The organism is Pseudoalteromonas sp. NCIMB 1079 (assembly GCF_040567695.1).
In the GTDB taxonomy this organism is placed as follows: domain Bacteria; phylum Pseudomonadota; class Gammaproteobacteria; order Enterobacterales; family Alteromonadaceae; genus Pseudoalteromonas; species Pseudoalteromonas distincta.
The window spans coordinates 2646714-2665044 of record NZ_JBEWZA010000001.1; the positions used below are offsets into that span (position 1 = coordinate 2646714).

The 18331-nt window shown below is 39.5% G+C and carries 13 protein-coding genes; 3 read left to right on the plus strand and 10 right to left on the minus strand.

Annotation, left to right across the window (positions count from 1 at the left end):
- The first annotated feature begins 218 nt into the window (after positions 1-218).
- Together ABX891_RS12235 and ABX891_RS12240 are read left to right on the plus strand one after the other, a co-directional pair.
- Positions 219-3545, plus strand: coding sequence for an MHYT domain-containing protein (locus ABX891_RS12235; protein ID WP_354629623.1), 3327 nt, complete (start codon positions 219-221; stop codon positions 3543-3545).
- A 3-nt stretch (positions 3546-3548) separates the two neighbouring features.
- A complete protein-coding gene (locus ABX891_RS12240) occupies positions 3549-4541 on the plus strand; it encodes a response regulator (RefSeq protein WP_354629624.1) in 993 nt (330 codons plus the stop codon).
- On the opposite strand, the gene ABX891_RS12245 is transcribed toward ABX891_RS12240, so the two are convergent.
- Entirely contained in the window at positions 4538-4978 is a 441-nt protein-coding gene (locus ABX891_RS12245) for a VOC family protein (RefSeq protein ID WP_354629625.1), read from the minus strand. The genes ABX891_RS12240 and ABX891_RS12245 overlap by 4 nt on opposite strands.
- 1 nt (position 4979) lies before the next feature.
- Positions 4980-5636: an HD domain-containing protein gene (locus ABX891_RS12250; RefSeq protein ID WP_354629626.1), complete on the minus strand. Its 657-nt coding sequence runs from the start codon at positions 5634-5636 to the stop codon at positions 4980-4982.
- A gap of 140 nt (positions 5637-5776) precedes the next feature.
- On the opposite strand from ABX891_RS12250, the gene ABX891_RS12255 reads away from it, so the two are divergent.
- Entirely contained in the window at positions 5777-6967 is a 1191-nt protein-coding gene (locus ABX891_RS12255) for a class I SAM-dependent methyltransferase (protein WP_002961441.1), read from the plus strand.
- 50 nt (positions 6968-7017) lie between these two features.
- Here the strand turns inward: ABX891_RS12255 and ABX891_RS12260 are convergent, their stop codons facing one another.
- The 8 genes from ABX891_RS12260 to pgi all read right to left on the minus strand — a co-directional run bounded on the left by ABX891_RS12260 (position 7018) and on the right by pgi (position 18160).
- Positions 7018-7314, minus strand: a complete 297-nt coding sequence (locus tag ABX891_RS12260) for a PilZ domain-containing protein (protein ID WP_007581065.1) — start codon at positions 7312-7314, stop codon at positions 7018-7020.
- Between the two features lie 9 nt (positions 7315-7323).
- The gene (locus ABX891_RS12265) at positions 7324-7704 is read right to left on the minus strand and encodes a response regulator (RefSeq protein WP_024597850.1); all 381 of its coding nucleotides are present in this window, start codon (positions 7702-7704) and stop codon (positions 7324-7326) included.
- A 75-nt stretch (positions 7705-7779) separates the two neighbouring features.
- Positions 7780-11667, minus strand: a complete 3888-nt coding sequence (gene hrpA / locus ABX891_RS12270; RefSeq protein ID WP_354629627.1) for an ATP-dependent RNA helicase HrpA — start codon at positions 11665-11667, stop codon at positions 7780-7782.
- Positions 11668-11861: 194 nt separating this feature from the next.
- Entirely contained in the window at positions 11862-12893 is a 1032-nt protein-coding gene (locus ABX891_RS12275; protein ID WP_354629628.1) for an isoaspartyl peptidase/L-asparaginase family protein, read from the minus strand.
- A 127-nt stretch (positions 12894-13020) separates the two neighbouring features.
- Positions 13021-13725 carry a SapC family protein gene (locus tag ABX891_RS12280; protein ID WP_024597622.1) on the minus strand — a complete coding sequence of 235 codons (705 nt, stop codon included), beginning with the start codon at positions 13723-13725 and terminating at the stop codon, positions 13021-13023.
- Positions 13726-14061: 336 nt separating this feature from the next.
- Positions 14062-14772, minus strand: coding sequence for a 6-phosphogluconolactonase (pgl, locus tag ABX891_RS12285; RefSeq protein WP_024606581.1), 711 nt, complete (start codon positions 14770-14772; stop codon positions 14062-14064).
- 2 nt (positions 14773-14774) lie between these two features.
- Positions 14775-16247, minus strand: coding sequence for a glucose-6-phosphate dehydrogenase (zwf, locus tag ABX891_RS12290; RefSeq protein ID WP_024597624.1), 1473 nt, complete (start codon positions 16245-16247; stop codon positions 14775-14777).
- A gap of 266 nt (positions 16248-16513) precedes the next feature.
- Positions 16514-18160: a glucose-6-phosphate isomerase gene (gene pgi, locus ABX891_RS12295; RefSeq protein ID WP_039487336.1), complete on the minus strand. Its 1647-nt coding sequence runs from the start codon at positions 18158-18160 to the stop codon at positions 16514-16516.
- Between the last annotated feature and the right edge of the window lie 171 nt (positions 18161-18331).

Sequence of the window (18331 nt, forward strand, 5' to 3'; positions counted from 1 at the left end):
GCTCGATAGAAACTTAAATATGATCATATAAATCTAACTTAGCCCCGTTAAAGGCAATACATTAGAATAAAAAACACCAACTAAAAAACTAATCCCTGATAAATAAAAGAAAACGAAAAGTAATAAATTCGTTACTTTATTCACTTCATTGAATTAACGGTTTATTTATTAATTAATTAGATTAAACTTGATAAATAAAGATTATATTTTGAGCCGTTATGTTATCAGCTTTTTTTATCACAGACCAAGATCCTAGCTTAATCATTAATGGCGTTTTCGATCCTCTATTAGTTACAATGTCATTGCTAATTGCTATTTTTGCAGCCTTTTTCACCATTCGACTTATAGATCTCGCAAAAGAAACTCAATTTCCTAGCTACCAACGTTTAGCAAATGTGACCGCTGCTACTGTTTTTTCGGCTGGTATTTGGAGTATGCACTTTATTGGTATGCTTGCCTTTTCACTGTGTACTAATATTGATTATGATCCAACAATCACTCTCCTTTCTTTTATACCAGCATTTATAGCATGTCAGTACGCTGTATCAATGCTAGTAAATAGTAAAGGGAATCTAAAAGTATTGTCGATTTGCTCCGTGTTACTAGGAGCCGGCATTGGCACTATGCATTATAGCGGCATGGCTGCAATGGATCTTGCTCCTTTACTTAGATATGATCCATTGATATTTGCGTTATCAATCATTGTTGCTGTAGCCCTGTCCTTTATAGCCCTTTACAGTCGCTTTAATCTTGAGCGTTTTTTACCCTCTTTATCACCTCTTCAAAATAACTCAATTAGCGCTGTTATTTTAGGGTGTGCTGTTGCTGGTATGCACTATATGGGTATGGCCGCTACACGTTTTGTAGCTACATCGCCACTAATCTATGATGATGCTAACGCAACCGCAGGACTAACTTTTATCGCCATTGCAGTCGCCACAGCAACTATCGCGATTACAAGTGTGGTTGGTGTAATAAATGGTATGGTTCGCTATCGCATGCTACTTGAGGATAAGTCGGCAAAAGAATCCCGTCTAAATGCTATTTTAGGCACCGCTATAGATGGCATTGTTACCATTGACCATACTGGTATTATTTTAAGTTTTAATGAAGCCGCAAGTAAAATTTTTGGCTGGCAAGAAAACCAAGTTCAAGGCAAAAACGTAAAAATGCTAATGGACGATAACATTGCCAAGCACCACGACGAATACCTCTTAAATGCTCACAATGTTGATCTAGGTAAAATAATAGGCATAAACCGTGATGTATATGCAAAACACATGAACGGACATGTTTTTCCTATTCGCTTAGGTATAGGCGAAGTAAATCAGCCGGGCCATAACCCTTTATATGTTGGCTTTATCACCGACTTGACCGAACAACGCGCTTTGCAGCAAAGTTTAGAAGAGAAAGAACAAAAATACCGCTCTCTTATCGATAACATGCCCGGAGTAGCGTTTAGATGCAAGTTTGATGACAACTGGACTATGTTATTTATTAGTCCAAATATAATTGAGCTTACAGGGTATAACCCAAATGAGTTTACAGAGCATTGTATCGAGTTTAATGACTTGGTCTTGAAATCAGAACAAAAACAAATAGTTGATGAAGTCACTAAAGCTGTTGATGCAAAATCTCAATATTCTATTGAATACCGAATTAGACATAGAAATGGTAAAATTTTGTGGTTGTTAGATAAAGGGAGTATCAACTTTGATGCTCAAGGCAACCCAAAGTGGATTGATGGTGTTTTAGTCGATATTACTGAACGCAAAGAATATGAAGAAAAACTAGAGCAAGCTAAATTTAAAGCTGAAGAAGCTGCTCATGCAAAGCAATCTTTTATGGCTAATATGAGCCATGAAATACGCACCCCAATGAATTCTATAATAGGTTTTAGCGATCTATTAATGGATACCCCACTTGATCAAGAACAACAAAAGCACTTGGTTACCGTAAATAATGCAGCGCGTTCATTGCTAAGATTGTTAAATGAAATTCTTGACTCTGCAAAACTAGAACGCGGTAAACTCACCATTGAGCCAGTCCACTTTAGCTTAAAACCAGTGATAGACAGTATTATTTCTACTTTTTGGTTAGAGGCTAAAAAGAAAGATTTAGAACTTAAACTCCATATTAAAGAATCAGTAAGTTCTACGTACTACGGCGACCCAGATCGACTCAGACAAGTACTCACTAATCTAATTGGTAACGCGATTAAGTTCACCGAAGAAGGCTCTGTTACGGTCACCGTTGGCATGACACAAAATCAGCATCTGTTTTTTGAAGTGCAAGATACCGGAATTGGTATTGCAAAAGATCGTATTCAAGCTGTATTTCAACCTTTTGAACAAGCCGATGGCACTACTACTCGCCGCTTTGGTGGTACAGGCCTTGGTACAACCATAAGTAAACAACTTGTAGAGCTTATGGGCGGAACAATAAACTTAGTAAGTGAGCTAGGTAAAGGCACCTGTTTTTACTTTTCATTGCCGCTTACTTTAGGTGACGAATCTAAAATAGATTATTTTGATGGTCTACACACCCAACTGCCTGCACTTAGAGTGCTAGTAGTTGATGATATAGAGCAAAATACAGAACTACTGTCTTTGCTTCTGTCACGCGATCAGCATTCAGTTACCAAAGCGTCAAACGGACTTGAAGCGATTAAAGTATTTGAAGAGCAAGACTTTGATGTCATATTAATGGATATACATATGCCCTTGTGTGATGGCATACAAGCAGCACAAAAAATAAGAGCAATAGAAAACCAAAGGCAGCTTAAGTACACGCCAATTATCGCGCTCACAGCAAGCGTATTACAGCAAGATAAGCTTACGGCTAAAAAAGCAGGCATGAATGGCTTTGCAAACAAACCCGTCGATATAAATCAGCTTAACCAAGAAATAGCGCAAGTGCTGGGGCTTGGTATTGCCAAAGAAATGGTTATATCGCAAAGCGATCCTAAAGCGCAGCATATAGATTTTGAAAAAGGATTAGCACTTTGGGGTTCTAAGTGTAAGCAACTTACAGAGATTACTAAGTTTGTTAGTGATAAGCGGTTTGAGAGATTATTTAATGATAAATTATCAAACATAAAAGATGTCGATAGCCTCATTCACACACTCAAAGGTGTTGCTGGTAACTTAGGGCTAACAACGTTAATGAAGTTATTAACCGATTTAGAGCACAAGCAAAGTGATGCTAAAGTTATTAGTCTTTTAGACGATATCAAAAGCGAACTACTTATTATAACGCAACTGCTGTCATCAAATACTTGCGATGAGCCAAATAGCAAGCCTGAAGATAATAGCTCAGACACTCTATCAATAGATGAGATTAAGCAATTGTGTGAAACACTTCATCAAGATGCGCAAAACGCAGAATTAAATGATGAACTACTCGCAAAGTTGCAACGCGGCGCACCTTCTACCTTTCAAAATGAAGTTGATGATATAGCCGAAGCCTTTGATGAATTTGATTTTGATAAAGCACACGTAATACTTGAAACCTTACTTGAAAAACTAACAAACGATGAGTATTAATTAATGGATTTTACGACAGATAGGCCACGGGTATTAATTGTTGACGATGAGCCTGCAAATCTAAAAGTAATGCGCGAAGTGTTAGGTAATCAATATCGTATGTCGTTTGCTAAATCGGGTGATGCCGCACTAGCACTACTTGAAAAAGAACTACCAAAGCTAATTTTGCTCGACATAATGATGCCAGATATGAATGGCTTTGAAGTGTGCCAAATAGTTAAGAGAAATCCTAAAACATCACACATCCCAATTATTTTTGTAACTACGCTTAGCGATGAAAGCGATGAATACAAAGGTTTTGAGTTAGGCGCAGTAGATTATATTACTAAACCAATAAGCCCTGCCATTGTAAGAGCAAGGGTTAATACTCACTTGTCGCTAGTACAAGCAGAGCAATTAAAGCAAGCTCATGTAGATTTAGTAGAACGTCTAGGCCGTGCAGCGGAATATAAAGACACCGACACGGGTGAACACATAGTGCGCATGAGCCAATACAGTAAAGTATTAGCGTTAGCGCTAGGTATGGATGAACAACGTGCAGAACTTCTACGTCAAGCCGCCCCAATGCACGATGTAGGAAAAATAGGTATTCCTGACGCTATCCTACTCAAACCTGGAAAGTTAACCTCTGAAGAGTTTGATCATATGAAAGAACACGCCACCATTGGCGCGCAAATTTTAGCAAACTCATCATCTCCTTTACTACAACTTGCACATACACTTGCAATTGAACACCACGAAAAATGGGATGGCTCAGGCTATCCTAACGGGATCAAAGGCGAGGAAATATCAGTTGAAGGTAGAATTGTTGCTATAGCTGACGTATTTGATGCACTTACCTCAAAACGCCCTTACAAAGAGGCTTGGAGCGTAGAGAAAACAGTTTTGCATATGCAAGAGCAAGCAGGAACTCATTTCGATCCCGCTCTAATCGAGCTATTAGTAAAAAACTTATACGATATTATTGCTATAAAAAATGCAAATCAAGAAAGCTAATTCTTTTTAGCACTGTGAGAGCCAAGCTCAACATTTGGGTAACAAGATTTTATATAACGATAGTCATGTGACGTAATTTCATGGCTATTGCCACTTTCGTCTTTAAAGTACATAGAAAACGTTACACCATGATCTGCTAAAACTACTTTTATATTTAAACTCTCAAGATGAATACGCCATTGAATAAATTGATCCCCTGAGGCCAAAAATGCAATCCCTTTACTGCGCCCCTCTCCTTCAAACAATGCTAAACGAGTGGTTGAACAAGCATCTTCAAGCGTTAAAGGGCCTAGCCCATGCTCATTCCAAAAGGTAAGCTCTGGCACTACGCTAAAACCTAAAACCTGTTCATACCAATTAACGGCACTCAATAAGTTATCAACATTTAAATGGCAATGATCAATGCCTGATAATTTCGGTATGCTTGTATTATTCACGTTACTCACCAATTTCTGACTTTAATTGCTCTAAAAACTCATGCATATACCTTGTTCGTCTATTCGCCTCTGCTTTAGCTGATGGGGTATTCATACTATCGGCAACATGTAATAACTTTATGAAAAAGTGATCAAGCGTGTATGTTTTATCATCAGCCACGCGTTCAACACAAAAAGGGTCATTTGGGTTATATAATAACCGAGAAATTGAGCCACCAACCTTCATGCACCGGCTAACGCCAATAGCGCCCAATGCATCCATTCTGTCGGCATCTTGTACTATTTGCGCTTCAACTGTTTTAATTTTTATATTTGCGCTGAAGCTATGTGCTGCAATTGCATGATGAATCTCATCAAAAAGTGACTCGTCATAATTAATCGATTTTAAAAATTCCAATGCCTTATCAGCTGCCATAGTAGAGGCTTTTGTACGATCAGGGTGGTTTTTAGCCACCGCCACACAGTCGTGCATCCACGCTGCAGGTAATACTACTGACATGTTTGCCTGCTCCGCATTACATAACTGTATTGCAACGCGCACCACTCGCTCTATATGAGTAATGTCATGAGCAACATCGGCATGCACTAAAGAGGCGATAAACCCTCTACATTGTGAGTTAAGTATTTCTAAATCAGGGCTTAAAGCGACGTCAGGCAAAGTTAGGTTCCAAAAAGCTAATTAATCAATGAATTATCCGTACTTTACCGTGCTTTATGCCCCCCTTGCAAAACATTCATTGTATGTTGCTCCTTGCTTGACTAAAATACAGCGCTTATTTATTACTACTGAGAAGCCTTATGTCATCTGCCGTTTACCTACAAGCTGGTCGCGATAAATCATTAAAAAGAAAACACCCTTGGTTATTTTCAAAAGCCATCAAAAAAATTAAAGGTAAACCTGGATTAGGCGACACAGTAACGATTCACGACAGCGAAGGTAAGTTTTTAGCAACTGCTGCATATAGCCCTCACTCACAAATTCGTGCACGTGTTTGGAGCTTTGACGAAAAAGAAGTCATCGATCAACACTTTTTTGAACGCCGTTTACGTCGCTCATTAGAAGCCCGTAGTCAAGTTATTGAAGAAGGCGGATTAACGGGGTTCCGCTTATGTGCTGCTGAGTCTGATTACTTACCAGGCGTTACAATAGATAAATTTGACAACGTATTAGTGTGCCAGCTATTAAGCGCCGGTGCCGAGCGCCATAAAGGCGAGATTGTAGGCGCATTGATGTCTATTTTCCCCGGCTCTAGCATATATGAGCGTTCTGACGTAGATGTACGTACTAAAGAAGGCTTAGAACCAATTAAAGGCGCACTTTGGGGGAATGAACCAAAAGAGCCTGTGCTTATTGAAGAAAACGGCTTAAAAATCGAAGTTGATATAATTGAAGGTCACAAAACAGGATTTTACTTAGATCAGCGTGACAGCCGTGCTGCACTTGAGCGCTTCTCAAAAGGTAAAACGGTCCTTAACTGCTTTAGTTACACAGGTACATTCTCGTTGTATGCCCTGCGTGGTGGATGTGAGCATGTAACTAACGTAGATGTATCGCAACCCGCTTTAGATACAGCAAAACGTAATGTTGAGCATAATAACTTAGATTTAAACAAAGTGAGCTTTGTTAAGCAGGATGTATTTAAATTATTACGCCAATACCGCGACGAAGGTAGACAGTTTGATACCATCGTAATGGACCCACCAAAATTTGCTGATAATAAAGCGCAGCTAACGGGCGCGTGTCGTGGCTATAAAGATATCAACATGATTGCCATGCAAATACTAAAACCAGGCGGAACACTATTAACATTCTCATGCTCTGGTTTAATGGAACAAAACCTGTTTCAAAAAGTAGTAGCCGATGCAGCACTTGATGCAGGTAAAGACCTACTGATAATGGAGCGATTAAACCAGGCAGCCGATCACCCAATTGCTGGCAGCTACCCTGAAGGCTTTTACTTAAAAGGCTTAATCTGTAAGGTTTTTTAATATCTACTATTGAGTTTAACTGAATTCGATTTAGTTTAACTGAATTCGATTTAGTTAAACTGAATGATTTCAAGACCTGCTGTTACCGTGCCATCATCTTCTTTGCTGGCACGTATTACTTTTGCTGTTGCATTTAAAGGCGCAATACTTGGATGAGTCGAATCAATGTTCACCGTCAGTAAGGTATTAGGTTCAAGCAATTCATCTAAATGAATTGATAAACCTGTTGCACTTAAATCCACGCACTCTGCGGCAAAACTTAAACCCGCTATTGGTTCTATCGTTGTTAAATTTGCAGGAGTGTTAATCTGCATGCGTCTAAAATTTCGCTTATCATCAGTAAACATATGTTACCTCTAAACAACCGTGTTAATTTCTTCCAACAAAGCACCCACTGAAAATGGCTTTACAACATACGCGTTACAACCAGCATCAAACCCTGCTTGTTTTTCAGATGGGGACTCTAGGCCCGATACCATAACAACAGGAATATTTTTTGTTTCAGGTGTGTGCTTTAGCATTCGGCATGTATCATAACCATCAAGACCAGGCATACAAACATCAAGCAAAATTATATCTGGCGGACTCGCAATTGCTGACGCAAGGCAGCTTTGCCCTGAATCTGCGTAACTAACATCAAATTTCGACGCTAGTGCGGCTTTGAGCATTTCAAAATTAAAATACTCGTCATCTACCACTAAAAGTCGCTTTGTTTTATGTTCAATCGATGAGGACATAACTATGTCGCTTCCTTTTCAAAACAAAAATAAATCCTTCTATTAAGGTACTAAGCTTAATAGAAAATGCAAGTTTTATTCTATCTCTTTTATCGCATTAAGTACCCGCTTGGCTGAAATTGGGTAAGGCGTTCCTAGTGTTTGAGCAAATAACGACACTCTAAGCTCCTGTTGCATCCAAAAAATAGCGGTTACCTCTTGTGGTATAGGCAACCCTTTAGGCGTTTTATTAACTACTTTTTTATACTCTTGCGCAACTTTATCTAGCTCTAGTACGCATAACCTATCACGATTTGGATCCACAGGCAGCTTTTCTAAACGTTTTTGAATCGCTTTTAAATAACGAATTAAATCCGCTATTTTATCTGCGCCATGCGCGCTCACAAAACCTTTAAATATAAGTGACTCAAGCTGTGACTTAATATCGCCGTGCGCGGTTATCATGGTTAAATCAACGCGCCCTTTCATTTTTTTATGCAGCGCATGAGCAATACTTAATACTTGCTCAACTTGCGTTGCAATCAATACAACGGCATCGCCCAGCTCACCACGTATTTGCTCTTTTACTGTTTCAAATGCTTTTTCGTCGCGTATATCACCGTGTTTTACTAATAAGCTATCAACACCTGCGGCAATACAGTCATCAATTAAATCAGCTATTTTACCAAATGGGTTAAAGTACAAACCTAGCTTTGCCTTATTCGGTAAGTTTTGTTGTAAGTACTTAATTGGCGATGGCACATTTAATAGTACTAAACGGCGCAAACCTTGTTGATGTGCTTGCTGCGCTTTTGCTTCGCTATCAAAAAGCTCCACTGCAGCGGCTGATTTTTTATCCACCAGCGCAGGGTATGCTTTTATCTCATATTGACCTTGCTTTTTAACGTATGAAGCGGGTAACTCACCAAAATCCCATTGTGTTAGGTCTGATTTTTCAATGCCTTTATCGGCTACTTTAGACAGTGTTTCGGTTACTTCACCTTGCAGCTCTGCTTTGAGCTTGGCTAAATCAAGTCCTCGTGCAAGTAACTTATCGCTCTCATCACGTACTTCAAACTGTAATCGTAAATGCGGTGCAAGCGCGGTTAAATCCCACGCCTCAGGATCAACTCTCACACCTGTCATTCTTAATAAACGCGTGGCTAAAGCATCTATTAAGCTACCTTGCATTGGCTCAATAGCTGCCAGCACTGCATCAGCATAATTTGGTGCTGGCACAAAATTACGACGAAGCGATTTAGGCAATGACTTTATAAGCCCACTTATTAGCTCATGCCTAAATGCAGGTATGTGCCAGTCAAAACCACTTTCTTGTACTTGATTTAAAAGCGCTACTGGTATTTGTACCGCAACGCCATCAACTGCTTGGCCTGGGTCGAAATGATAAGCAAGCGGCAATATAATATTGTCTTGCTGCCATGTGTCAGGGTAGTCAAACTCAGTGATATTACTTGCACCATGCTGCATTAGCTCTTCACGAGTCATGTGTAGGTAATGCTTATTTTGTTGTTTTTGTGTTTTATACCATTTTAAAAATGCAGCGCGGTTGTTAATTTCTTTGGGTATTTTTTTATCGTAAAACTCAAATAACGTTTGCTCATTAACTAAAATATCACGACGACGTGACTTATTTTCCAGAACTTGAATATCTTCTATTAGCTCACGGTTAAACGCTAAAAAGCCCTCGTTTAAGCCCAGTTCTTGCTCAACTAATGCAGTGCGCACAAAAAGCTCTCGACTCACTTTAGGGTCTATGTTGCTATAAACACAGCGGCGTTTATTTACAACAAGTAAGCCGTATAAAGTTTGCTGTTCAAACGCGATTACCGCACCAGGCTTTTTCTCCCAATGAGGTTCTGTGTAACTGCGTTTAACTAAGTGCTGTGCTAATGGTTCTACCCAGTTAATGTCTATTTTTGCATTTGTGCGGGCATATAACTTACTGGTCTCTACCAACTCCGCTGACATGATCCATTTAGGGCTCTTTTTAAATAAACCTGAACCCGGAAAAATATGAAACTGACTATTACGTGCGCCTTTGTATATTTGTTTTTCATCTTTAAAGCCAATATGGCTTAGCATCCCGCTTAACAACGCTTTGTGAACAAGTTCGCCATCAGCCGCTTGGCTGGTTGCTTTCATGCCCATTTCGTTACACACAGTACTTATTTGATAAACAATATCTTGCCATTCACGCAGGCGCATATAGGCTAAGAAGTCTTTTTGACACAACTTTCTAAATTGGCTATTAGTCAGCTCGCTTTGCTGCTCTTCTAGGTAATTCCATAAGTTTAAAAAAGCGATAAAATCAGAATCTGGATCATCAAAACGACCGTGTTTTTCATTGGCAGCAGCACGTTTTTCCTGTGGGCGTTCACGTGGGTCTTGAATAGACAACGCCGCCACAATAATAATCACTTCACGCAATGCGCCAAGTTTATGGGCTGTTAGCACCATTTTTGCTAAACGTGGATCAACGGGTAATCGACTAAGCTCTCTGCCCGATTGCGTTAGGCTGGTTTTACTATCGCGTTTAGCTGGTTTGACCGCTTGTAGCTCTTCAAGCAATGTTAGGCCATCATTAATATTGCGGCTATCTGGTGCTTGTACAAACGGAAATTGCGCCATATCACCAAGCCCTAGCGCCAACATTTGTAAAATAACAGACGCAAGGTTAGTACGCAGTATTTCAGGGTCGGTAAACTCTGGGCGCGATAAAAAATCATCCTCAGAGTACAACCTAATACAAATACCCGCTTCAACACGTCCACAACGACCCATACGCTGATTAGCGCTTGCTTGCGATATAGGCTCTATTGGTAGGCGCTGTACTTTTGTACGATAGCTGTAGCGACTTATACGCGCAGTACCTGGGTCTATTACATAACGAATACCCGGCACGGTGAGTGACGTTTCGGCTACGTTAGTCGATAAAATAATATGACGACGAGAATGCGGCGCAAATATACGGTTTTGCTCTGCGTTAGATAAACGCGAGTAAAGTGGCAATACATCGGTGTGTTTTAAATTACGCTTGCTAAGTGCATCTGCGGTATCGCGTATTTCACGCTCACCATTTAAAAATATGAGAATATCGCCAGGGCCTTCAGCGCACAGCTCATCAACGGCATCAAAAATACCTTGTAGCTGATCGCCCTCCGCTTCCATATCATCTTTATTAATATCAGTAATAGGGTTGTAGCGCACATCAACAGGGAAAGTACGACCCGATACTTCTATAATGGGCGCATCATCAAAGTGCTTTGAAAAACGCTCAGGATCGATAGTCGCTGAGGTAATTATTATTTTTAAATCAGGGCGTTTTGGAAGCAGGTTTTTTAAGTAACCTAAAATAAAATCAATATTTAAACTACGCTCATGCGCTTCATCAATAATAATCGTGTCGTATTGATTTAAAAAACGGTCTTGCTGAATTTCAGCCAGCAAAATACCGTCGGTCATTAATTTAATATACGTATTATTAGATACCTGATCGCTAAAACGAATTTTAAAGCCAACTTGCTGACCAAGTTCACACTTCATTTCTTCAGCAATACGATTAGCCACAGTACGCGCTGCTAATCGACGTGGTTGCGTATGACCAATTAAACCATCAACACCGCGACCAAGCTCTAAACACATTTTAGGTATTTGCGTTGTTTTACCTGAGCCCGTCTCACCGGCAATAATAACCACTTGGTTATTTGCAATGGCGTCTTTAATTAATTCCTTTTTTTGACTTACCGGCAATTGCTCAGGGTAAGTCACTTTAGGGAGGCCAGCTAAGCGTTTATCGCGTAATTCTTGGCTACGGGTTATATCAGCCGCTATTTTTTCAAGCGCGTTGGCATGCTTGTTTTCATCCGTTATTTTTTTTACGCCATGTAAGCGTTTCTTGAAAATGAATTGATCTTTTTTTAAGCACGTTTTTAGCTCGCCAAACAACTGACCTAGGTTTACCACCCGCATACCTTATAAAATTAGTTAAAGAGCCGTAATTGTATCAAATTAAACGGCTGGGGTTAATCCTACAAAATGCATAACGCGGGGTTGTTTGTTATATAAACGCTGCTATTGAACTAAACTGTAAATAATAAATTTATTTTAAACAATTATTTTCAGGGCTAACTACATTGAATAAATTAAATGACGTTGGCTTATTCGTCACTAAAAATGCCTACGTAGGTCGCTTGAGTATTCGATTTACTTGCCCGATACATGCCAGAGGTATTAAACGGTAAGCTAATATTACCTTTTGTATCAATAATAATTACGCCGCCTGTGCCACCAATAGGCTTAAGCACACCGTTTATAACTTCATCCCCTGCCTCAGCAATGGTTTTACCTTGGTACTTAACTCGCGCACATATATCGCTTGCTACGTTATAGCGAATAAAGTATTCACCATGCCCTGTTGCCGATACCGCGCACGATTCATTTTCAGCAAATGTTCCGGCCCCAATTACCGGTGCATCCCCCACACGACCATAACGTTTTGCGGTCATACCACCTGTTGATGTACCTGCCGCTAAATTACCATTTTTATCAAGCGCCACTGCGCCAACCGTGCCCATTTTGTAAGAGTTAGGTAATGCTTTGTGCGCGGCTTGGTACTCTTTACTGGTTGCTTTGGCTTTATCTAATTTTTGTTTTGCTTTTAAAAGCGCTTTGTAACGAGGCTCGGTATCAAATAAGTTATTTTCGACAAGCTCAACACCTTGCTCTTTAGCAAACTCTTCAGCGCCTTGCCCACTAAGCATTACATGTACAGAGTTATCCATTACCAAACGTGCTAAGTTAATTGGGCTCTCAATATGCTTTACACCCGCAACTGCGCCTGCTTCACGGTTTCGACCATCCATTATGGATGCATCAAGCTCATGCTCGCCATCGTAGGTGTATACCGCTCCACGCCCTGCATTAAAATAAGGGGATTGCTCTAATACTGCAATTGCTGCAATTACCGCATCTAAGCTTTCGCCGCCTTGGTGTAATACTTTATAACCTGTCTCTACTGCTTGCGTTAATTTTGCACGATACTCTTTTTCTTGAGCGGGTGTAAATCGTGCTTTTTCAATTGTCCCTGCCCCACCATGAATCGCAATGGCAAAAGGAGTCTCTGCAGCTACTGCGCTATTACTTAAAGCAACAAAGCTGCTCGCAAAAATCGCTAATAATGGTGTTTTCATAATGAGTTCTTTTATGGGGAAGTTATAAACTAATGTGAATGGTTACGGACTTAATTTCAACTAAAGTGAGTTTAATGGCATAAAAAAAGCGCCTTAAGGCGCTTTTTAAAACTTTACGTGTTTGTAATTAAGCTTGTTTAGCTTTTAAACGCGCTAAACGTGCTACTTGGTGAGTAGACGTTAAGAACGAGTAAATTGGTGCTAAGTAACCACGTTTACGAAGCTCTAAGAAATCAGCATCGCTTAACTCGTTTAGTTTTTTCTCATCGATAAGGTAAATACCGTTGATGTCTTTTTTCTCGCCTTTAATGTCTACTGTTAGCGTTTGCGCAATTAGCAGCTCTTTATCAGCAAGGAATTTAGTGAACGCTTCAGTTACTTGAGAAAACTCAATAAATGATACTAGCGCTTCTTTACGACGTTTTAGGTAATCTGTTTCTTCGCCGTTTTCAAATAATGCATTACCTTCGTCTTCACCAACAAGCGCACTTGCTTCGTCAATTACGATACCGTATTGATCTTGATCTGGGTGTTTAACTAAACCCAGTGGGTAACGAGTAGATGCCATAGGTGCAAATGCTGCAGTCCATTTACCATCTTCTACAAAAAGGTTTTCGCCTGGCTCTAAGCCAAACATAGCAACTGCTTGAAAAGTGCCGGTTTCGTTATTTTTAACGAATGACATTGGAAACTCGTTTGCTACACGTGCAAATTCATGTGCAACTACTGGCACTAAGTGTTGAGTTTTCATGAATTCTACATTGATGCCGTTTTGAATTTTAGTGTTGGCATGTTTTTCGTTGTGTAAAGGCTGTACTTGTTGCTCCGCCATGTTACTGCTCCGTTTATTTTAATTTATATGTTTCATTGTTAATGCCTTTAGGCTAATGCTTTTGAGCTAAAAAAGGAAGGGAAACTTTTATGACAACAACCATGAAAAAATAAAATTTAACTAAATCTGAACGTTGCTAAAAAACATACAGCTCAAACTCATAAATTTTGTTCAAAAACAACACACTTCGTGGTTGATTTTAATACAAATCAAAGCTATTCATTAACATTGGTTAACAGTTCAAAGCTATTTTTTTGCAGTGTTTGGGCTTAAATTTAAGCAAATAAAAAAGGCCGCTTATATAAGCGGCCTTTAAAAGTTAAATTGGCATCTAAATTAAGGCGCCCAATATACTTCAATATTTATACTTGGGTGATTAAGCACAGCGCGAAGTGGCATGTCATTAACATCGCCGCCCGCTTTTGCTTGCTTATAAACAGCGAGTTTTTCTTCACCGCTAATTAAAAGCTTAACCACTTTAGATTGCGCAATGGCATTTAACGTAAGCGTCATTCGCTCAGTAATACTACCCGTCACATCACTTTGTATCGCATTAATTGCACATACTGTTTGCTCAGTTGTTAAACCATGCTCTAAACCGTCTGCATTTGGGAATAACGACGCTGTATGGCCATCTGGGCCCATACCTAAAATAGTTACATCATATGGGCTTTTTAACTCGCTATAAGCCGCTTCACACTCTTGTGCGCCCTGTTGAGCCGTTGCTGCAGCGTTCTTCATAGTAATAAAGTTTGCAGCACTACCATGATTTTGTAATAAAGTACTTTTAATAAATGCTTCATTACTTTTTTCATGGCTTGGGTCTACCCAACGCTCATCAACCATAGCAACATCAACATGTTGCCAATCTAAATCAAGTGTTGATAAATGCTTATAAGCGGGCGCAGGAGACGAGCCGCCCGACACCATTAATACAGCACGGCCATCGTTTTTAATGCCATCACGTAATGATTGCTCAAGCGTTGCAGAAAGCTCAGCTGTTAACGCGTCTTTATCATCAAAAAACTTTTCAACTAGTGTTGCCATGCTTATACCTTATCGCCTGTGTTAAACCATACATGATTGTTTTCTGCCAATAATTCATCAGCATCATCAGGTCCCCAGCTACCAGCACGGTAAAGCGCAGGCTTACCTTTGTCTTGCCAACGGTCGATGATTGGATCAATCCACTTCCACGCTTGACGAACTTCATCACGGTGAATAAATAACGACGGGTTATCAGCAGCGGCATCAAGCATTAAACGTTTGTACGCATCTGAGTGGAAACCATTGCTGTAAGCTTGTGAAAGCTCAATATTCATTGTTACTGGCTCAAGTTGCATTTGAAGATTATCAAGGCGCTTAGACATAAGCGTTAGTTGAATTGTTTCCTCTGGCTGCAAACGAATAACAAGACGATTTGGCTCGATATTACCCACGTTATCTTCGTAGATATTGTGAGATACTTTTTTGTATTCAACCACAATTTCTGCACAGCGCTTAGCCATACGTTTACCCGTACGAAGGTAAAATGGAACACCTGCCCAGCGCCAGTTATCGATATGCGCGCGAATAGCTACAAACGTTTCTGTTTTACTAGAACCTTCATTTAGCTCTTCTAAGTAACCCGGTACAATTTTACCGTTTAAGTCACCTGGTACGTATTGACCACGAACAATATTTTCATCAACATCACCATCTACAAGCGGGCGAAGTGCTTCTAATACTTTTAGTTTTTCGTTACGAATGCTGTTAGCGTTAAGCTTATTAGGCGACTCCATTGCAACTAAGCAAAGTAGTTGTAATAAGTGGTTTTGAACCATGTCACGAAGTGCACCGGCTTTATCATAAAAACCAGCGCGGCTTTCAAGGCCAACCGTTTCTGATAAGCTAATTTGAATATTATCAATAGATTTAGCATCCCACATATTTTCAAACAATGAGTTTGAAAAACGCAGCGCCATTAAGTTTTGTACTGTTTCTTTACCTAAGTAATGGTCAATACGGAAAATTTGTTCTTCATTAAAAAACTCTGCAATTTTTCCATTAATTGCTTCAGCAGAATCACCGCAATAACCAATTGGCTTTTCAACAACAACGCGTGATGTAGGTGTAATTAAACCTTTAGTCGATAATATTTCACAACACGTGCCGTAAACAGCAGGCGGAAGTGATAAGTAAAACACGCGAGACTTAGTGCTTTCGTGCTCATCTAAAATGCCTTTTAGCACATCCCAGTTGTCGTCTGCTTCTGTAACATTACTTACCACTGGCACTAAAAAAGTAGAAAACGCTTTCCAATCTTTAGCGTTAAACTCACCTTTGCTTAAAAATTCTTGTAATGCTTTATGCGCTGTTTCTATGTATTCAGCACGTTTCGATTCTTCGCGCACTGTTGGTAGGATACGTGAGCCTTCAGGTAAATTACCTTCTTGATATGCTCTGTACATTGCAGGTAGCAATTTGCGTAACGCAAGATCACCACCGCCCCCAAAAATTATAATATCAAAAGGATTAAGCATAGTTACTCTCTACGTTGTGATACCCAGTACATTTTGTAAATGCGCGGGTATGCCTATTTATTGCTAGATTAGATGGCTTTTATAGCTGTATTTAAATAAAAGCCTGCTGAATTGTTCTGTATCGATGATTTATTATTGTTTATCATTGCGCTTATTAAATGAGCCTTAGGGGCCCTGTATCTCCTCTCACAAAAATACAGACCCTAAGCACTCCAGCGCTACCCGTTCAAAGGTACTCGGTTTACTTACTTGCGTAAGCGAATTTTTTACTGCGTACGGTTTTGTTTATAGTACGCCATTAAGCCGTTTGTAGAACTATCATGAGCGTGTTTCACGCTATCATCAGTGAGTTCACTCTCAATTTTAGATGCTAAACCTTTACCCAGCTCTACACCCCATTGGTCAAACGAGCATATTTCTAAAATAATGCCTTGGCAAAATATCTTATGCTCATACAGTGCAATTAAACGGCCCACTGTTTTAGCATCTACTGTATCTAATAGCATAGACGTTGTAGGACGATTGCCTTGATGAATTTTATGATTTAATAACTCATCAATCTCTGCTTGCGATTTACCCTTAGCGGTTAAATCAGCTGTAACTTGCGCTGCATCTACACCACTCATCATCGCTTCTGTTTGTGCAAAGAAGTTCGATAATAAAATATCGTGATGCTTATCAACATTCACTTGTGGCTTAACTGATGCAATAAAATCTGCAGGTACAATTACATTACCTTGGTGTAAACACTGATAAAAGGCATGCTGACCATTAATACCCGTCATGCCCCAAATAATTGGAACCGTAGTATAAGGTACCGTTTCGCCTGCAAAGTTAACGTGTTTACCGTTACTTTCCATTTCGCCTTGCTGTAAATACGCAGGCAACATATGCAGTGCTTGATCGTACGGTAATATAGCTTGCGCTGTATAACCTAAAAAGCTCGTGTTCCATACACTAAGCAATGCCATAATTAATGGTATATTTTGCTCAAACGGCGCAGATTTAAAGTGCTCGTCTATTTCAAACGCACCTTCTAAAATTGCTTCAAAGGCGTCGTAGCCTAAATATAAAGCAATTGGTAAGCCTATCGCACTCCAAAGTGAAAAGCGACCGCCAACCCAATCCCACATAGTGAATACGTTTTCGTCGCTAATACCAAAGGCTGCCGTTTTTTCTAAATTTGTACTTACTGCAACAAAATGCTTTGCAATTGTACTTTCATCTTTTGTTGTTTGTAAAAACCAGTCAACCGCCGTTTTTGCGTTTGTCATGGTTTCTGACGTAGTAAATGTTTTTGACGAAATAACAAATAATGTTGTTTCAGGGTCAATGGCTTTTAATATAGACGAAATCTGTACACCGTCAGCATTAGATACGTAGTGAACATTTAACGTATCATCAGCAAGTGCTTTTAATGCCTCAGTTGCCATTTGTGGACCAAGGTTAGAACCACCAACACCAATACTTACAACATCTTTTACCGCTTTGCCGGTATAGCCTAACCATTTACCGCTACGAACTTTTTCTACAAACACTTTAATTTTAGCTAACTCGTTGTCTACGGCTTGTGTCACGTTTTCGCCATCAACAATTAATGGAGTGTGAGCACGATTACGAAGTGCCGTATGCAAAACTGAGCGATCCTCAGTGATATTTATTTTTTCACCGCTAAACATTTTATCGCGCCACGATGCAATATCGCATTCTTTAGCAAGCGACATTAAGTTAGCAAAAACATCATTATCAATAAGTTGCTTAGAATAGTCGAATAATACGCCTGGTACTTGAGTAGAAAACTGAGAAAAGCGCGTGTCATCTTGTGCAAATAACGTTTTTAGATGTGTTTGTTTCATCTTAGCTGCACTTTGTTCTAGTGCTTGCCAACTTGCTAGTTGCGTTCGGTTAGACATGGAAATATCCTCTATTTTTTTCAATCAATTGATTTAAAAATATTTTTTATAAAAGAAAAACTCTTATTACTACTTATTCACACTAAATTAAAGCGCAAATAGTATAACTAAAAATGCAAAAAAAGTGCTGTTTTTATAATTTTATGTGCAGATGATAACGCAATTTTTAGC

Bases quoted from the DNA above. Each gene is read 5' to 3' on its own strand.
- ABX891_RS12235 (WP_354629623.1), top strand. From the start codon at position 219: ATGTTATCAGCTTTTTTTATCACAGACCAAGATCCTAGCTTAATCATT.
- ABX891_RS12240 (WP_354629624.1), top strand. From the start codon at position 3,549: ATGGATTTTACGACAGATAGGCCACGGGTATTAATTGTTGACGATGAG.
- ABX891_RS12255 (WP_002961441.1), top strand. From the start codon at position 5,777: ATGTCATCTGCCGTTTACCTACAAGCTGGTCGCGATAAATCATTAAAA.
- ABX891_RS12260 (WP_007581065.1), bottom strand. From the start codon at position 7,314: ATGTTTACTGATGATAAGCGAAATTTTAGACGCATGCAGATTAACACT.
- ABX891_RS12265 (WP_024597850.1), bottom strand. From the start codon at position 7,704: ATGTCCTCATCGATTGAACATAAAACAAAGCGACTTTTAGTGGTAGAT.
- ABX891_RS12275 (WP_354629628.1), bottom strand. From the start codon at position 12,893: ATGAAAACACCATTATTAGCGATTTTTGCGAGCAGCTTTGTTGCTTTA.
- ABX891_RS12280 (WP_024597622.1), bottom strand. From the start codon at position 13,725: ATGGCGGAGCAACAAGTACAGCCTTTACACAACGAAAAACATGCCAAC.
- pgl (WP_024606581.1), bottom strand. From the start codon at position 14,772: ATGGCAACACTAGTTGAAAAGTTTTTTGATGATAAAGACGCGTTAACA.
- zwf (WP_024597624.1), bottom strand. From the start codon at position 16,247: ATGCTTAATCCTTTTGATATTATAATTTTTGGGGGCGGTGGTGATCTT.
- pgi (WP_039487336.1), bottom strand. From the start codon at position 18,160: ATGTCTAACCGAACGCAACTAGCAAGTTGGCAAGCACTAGAACAAAGT.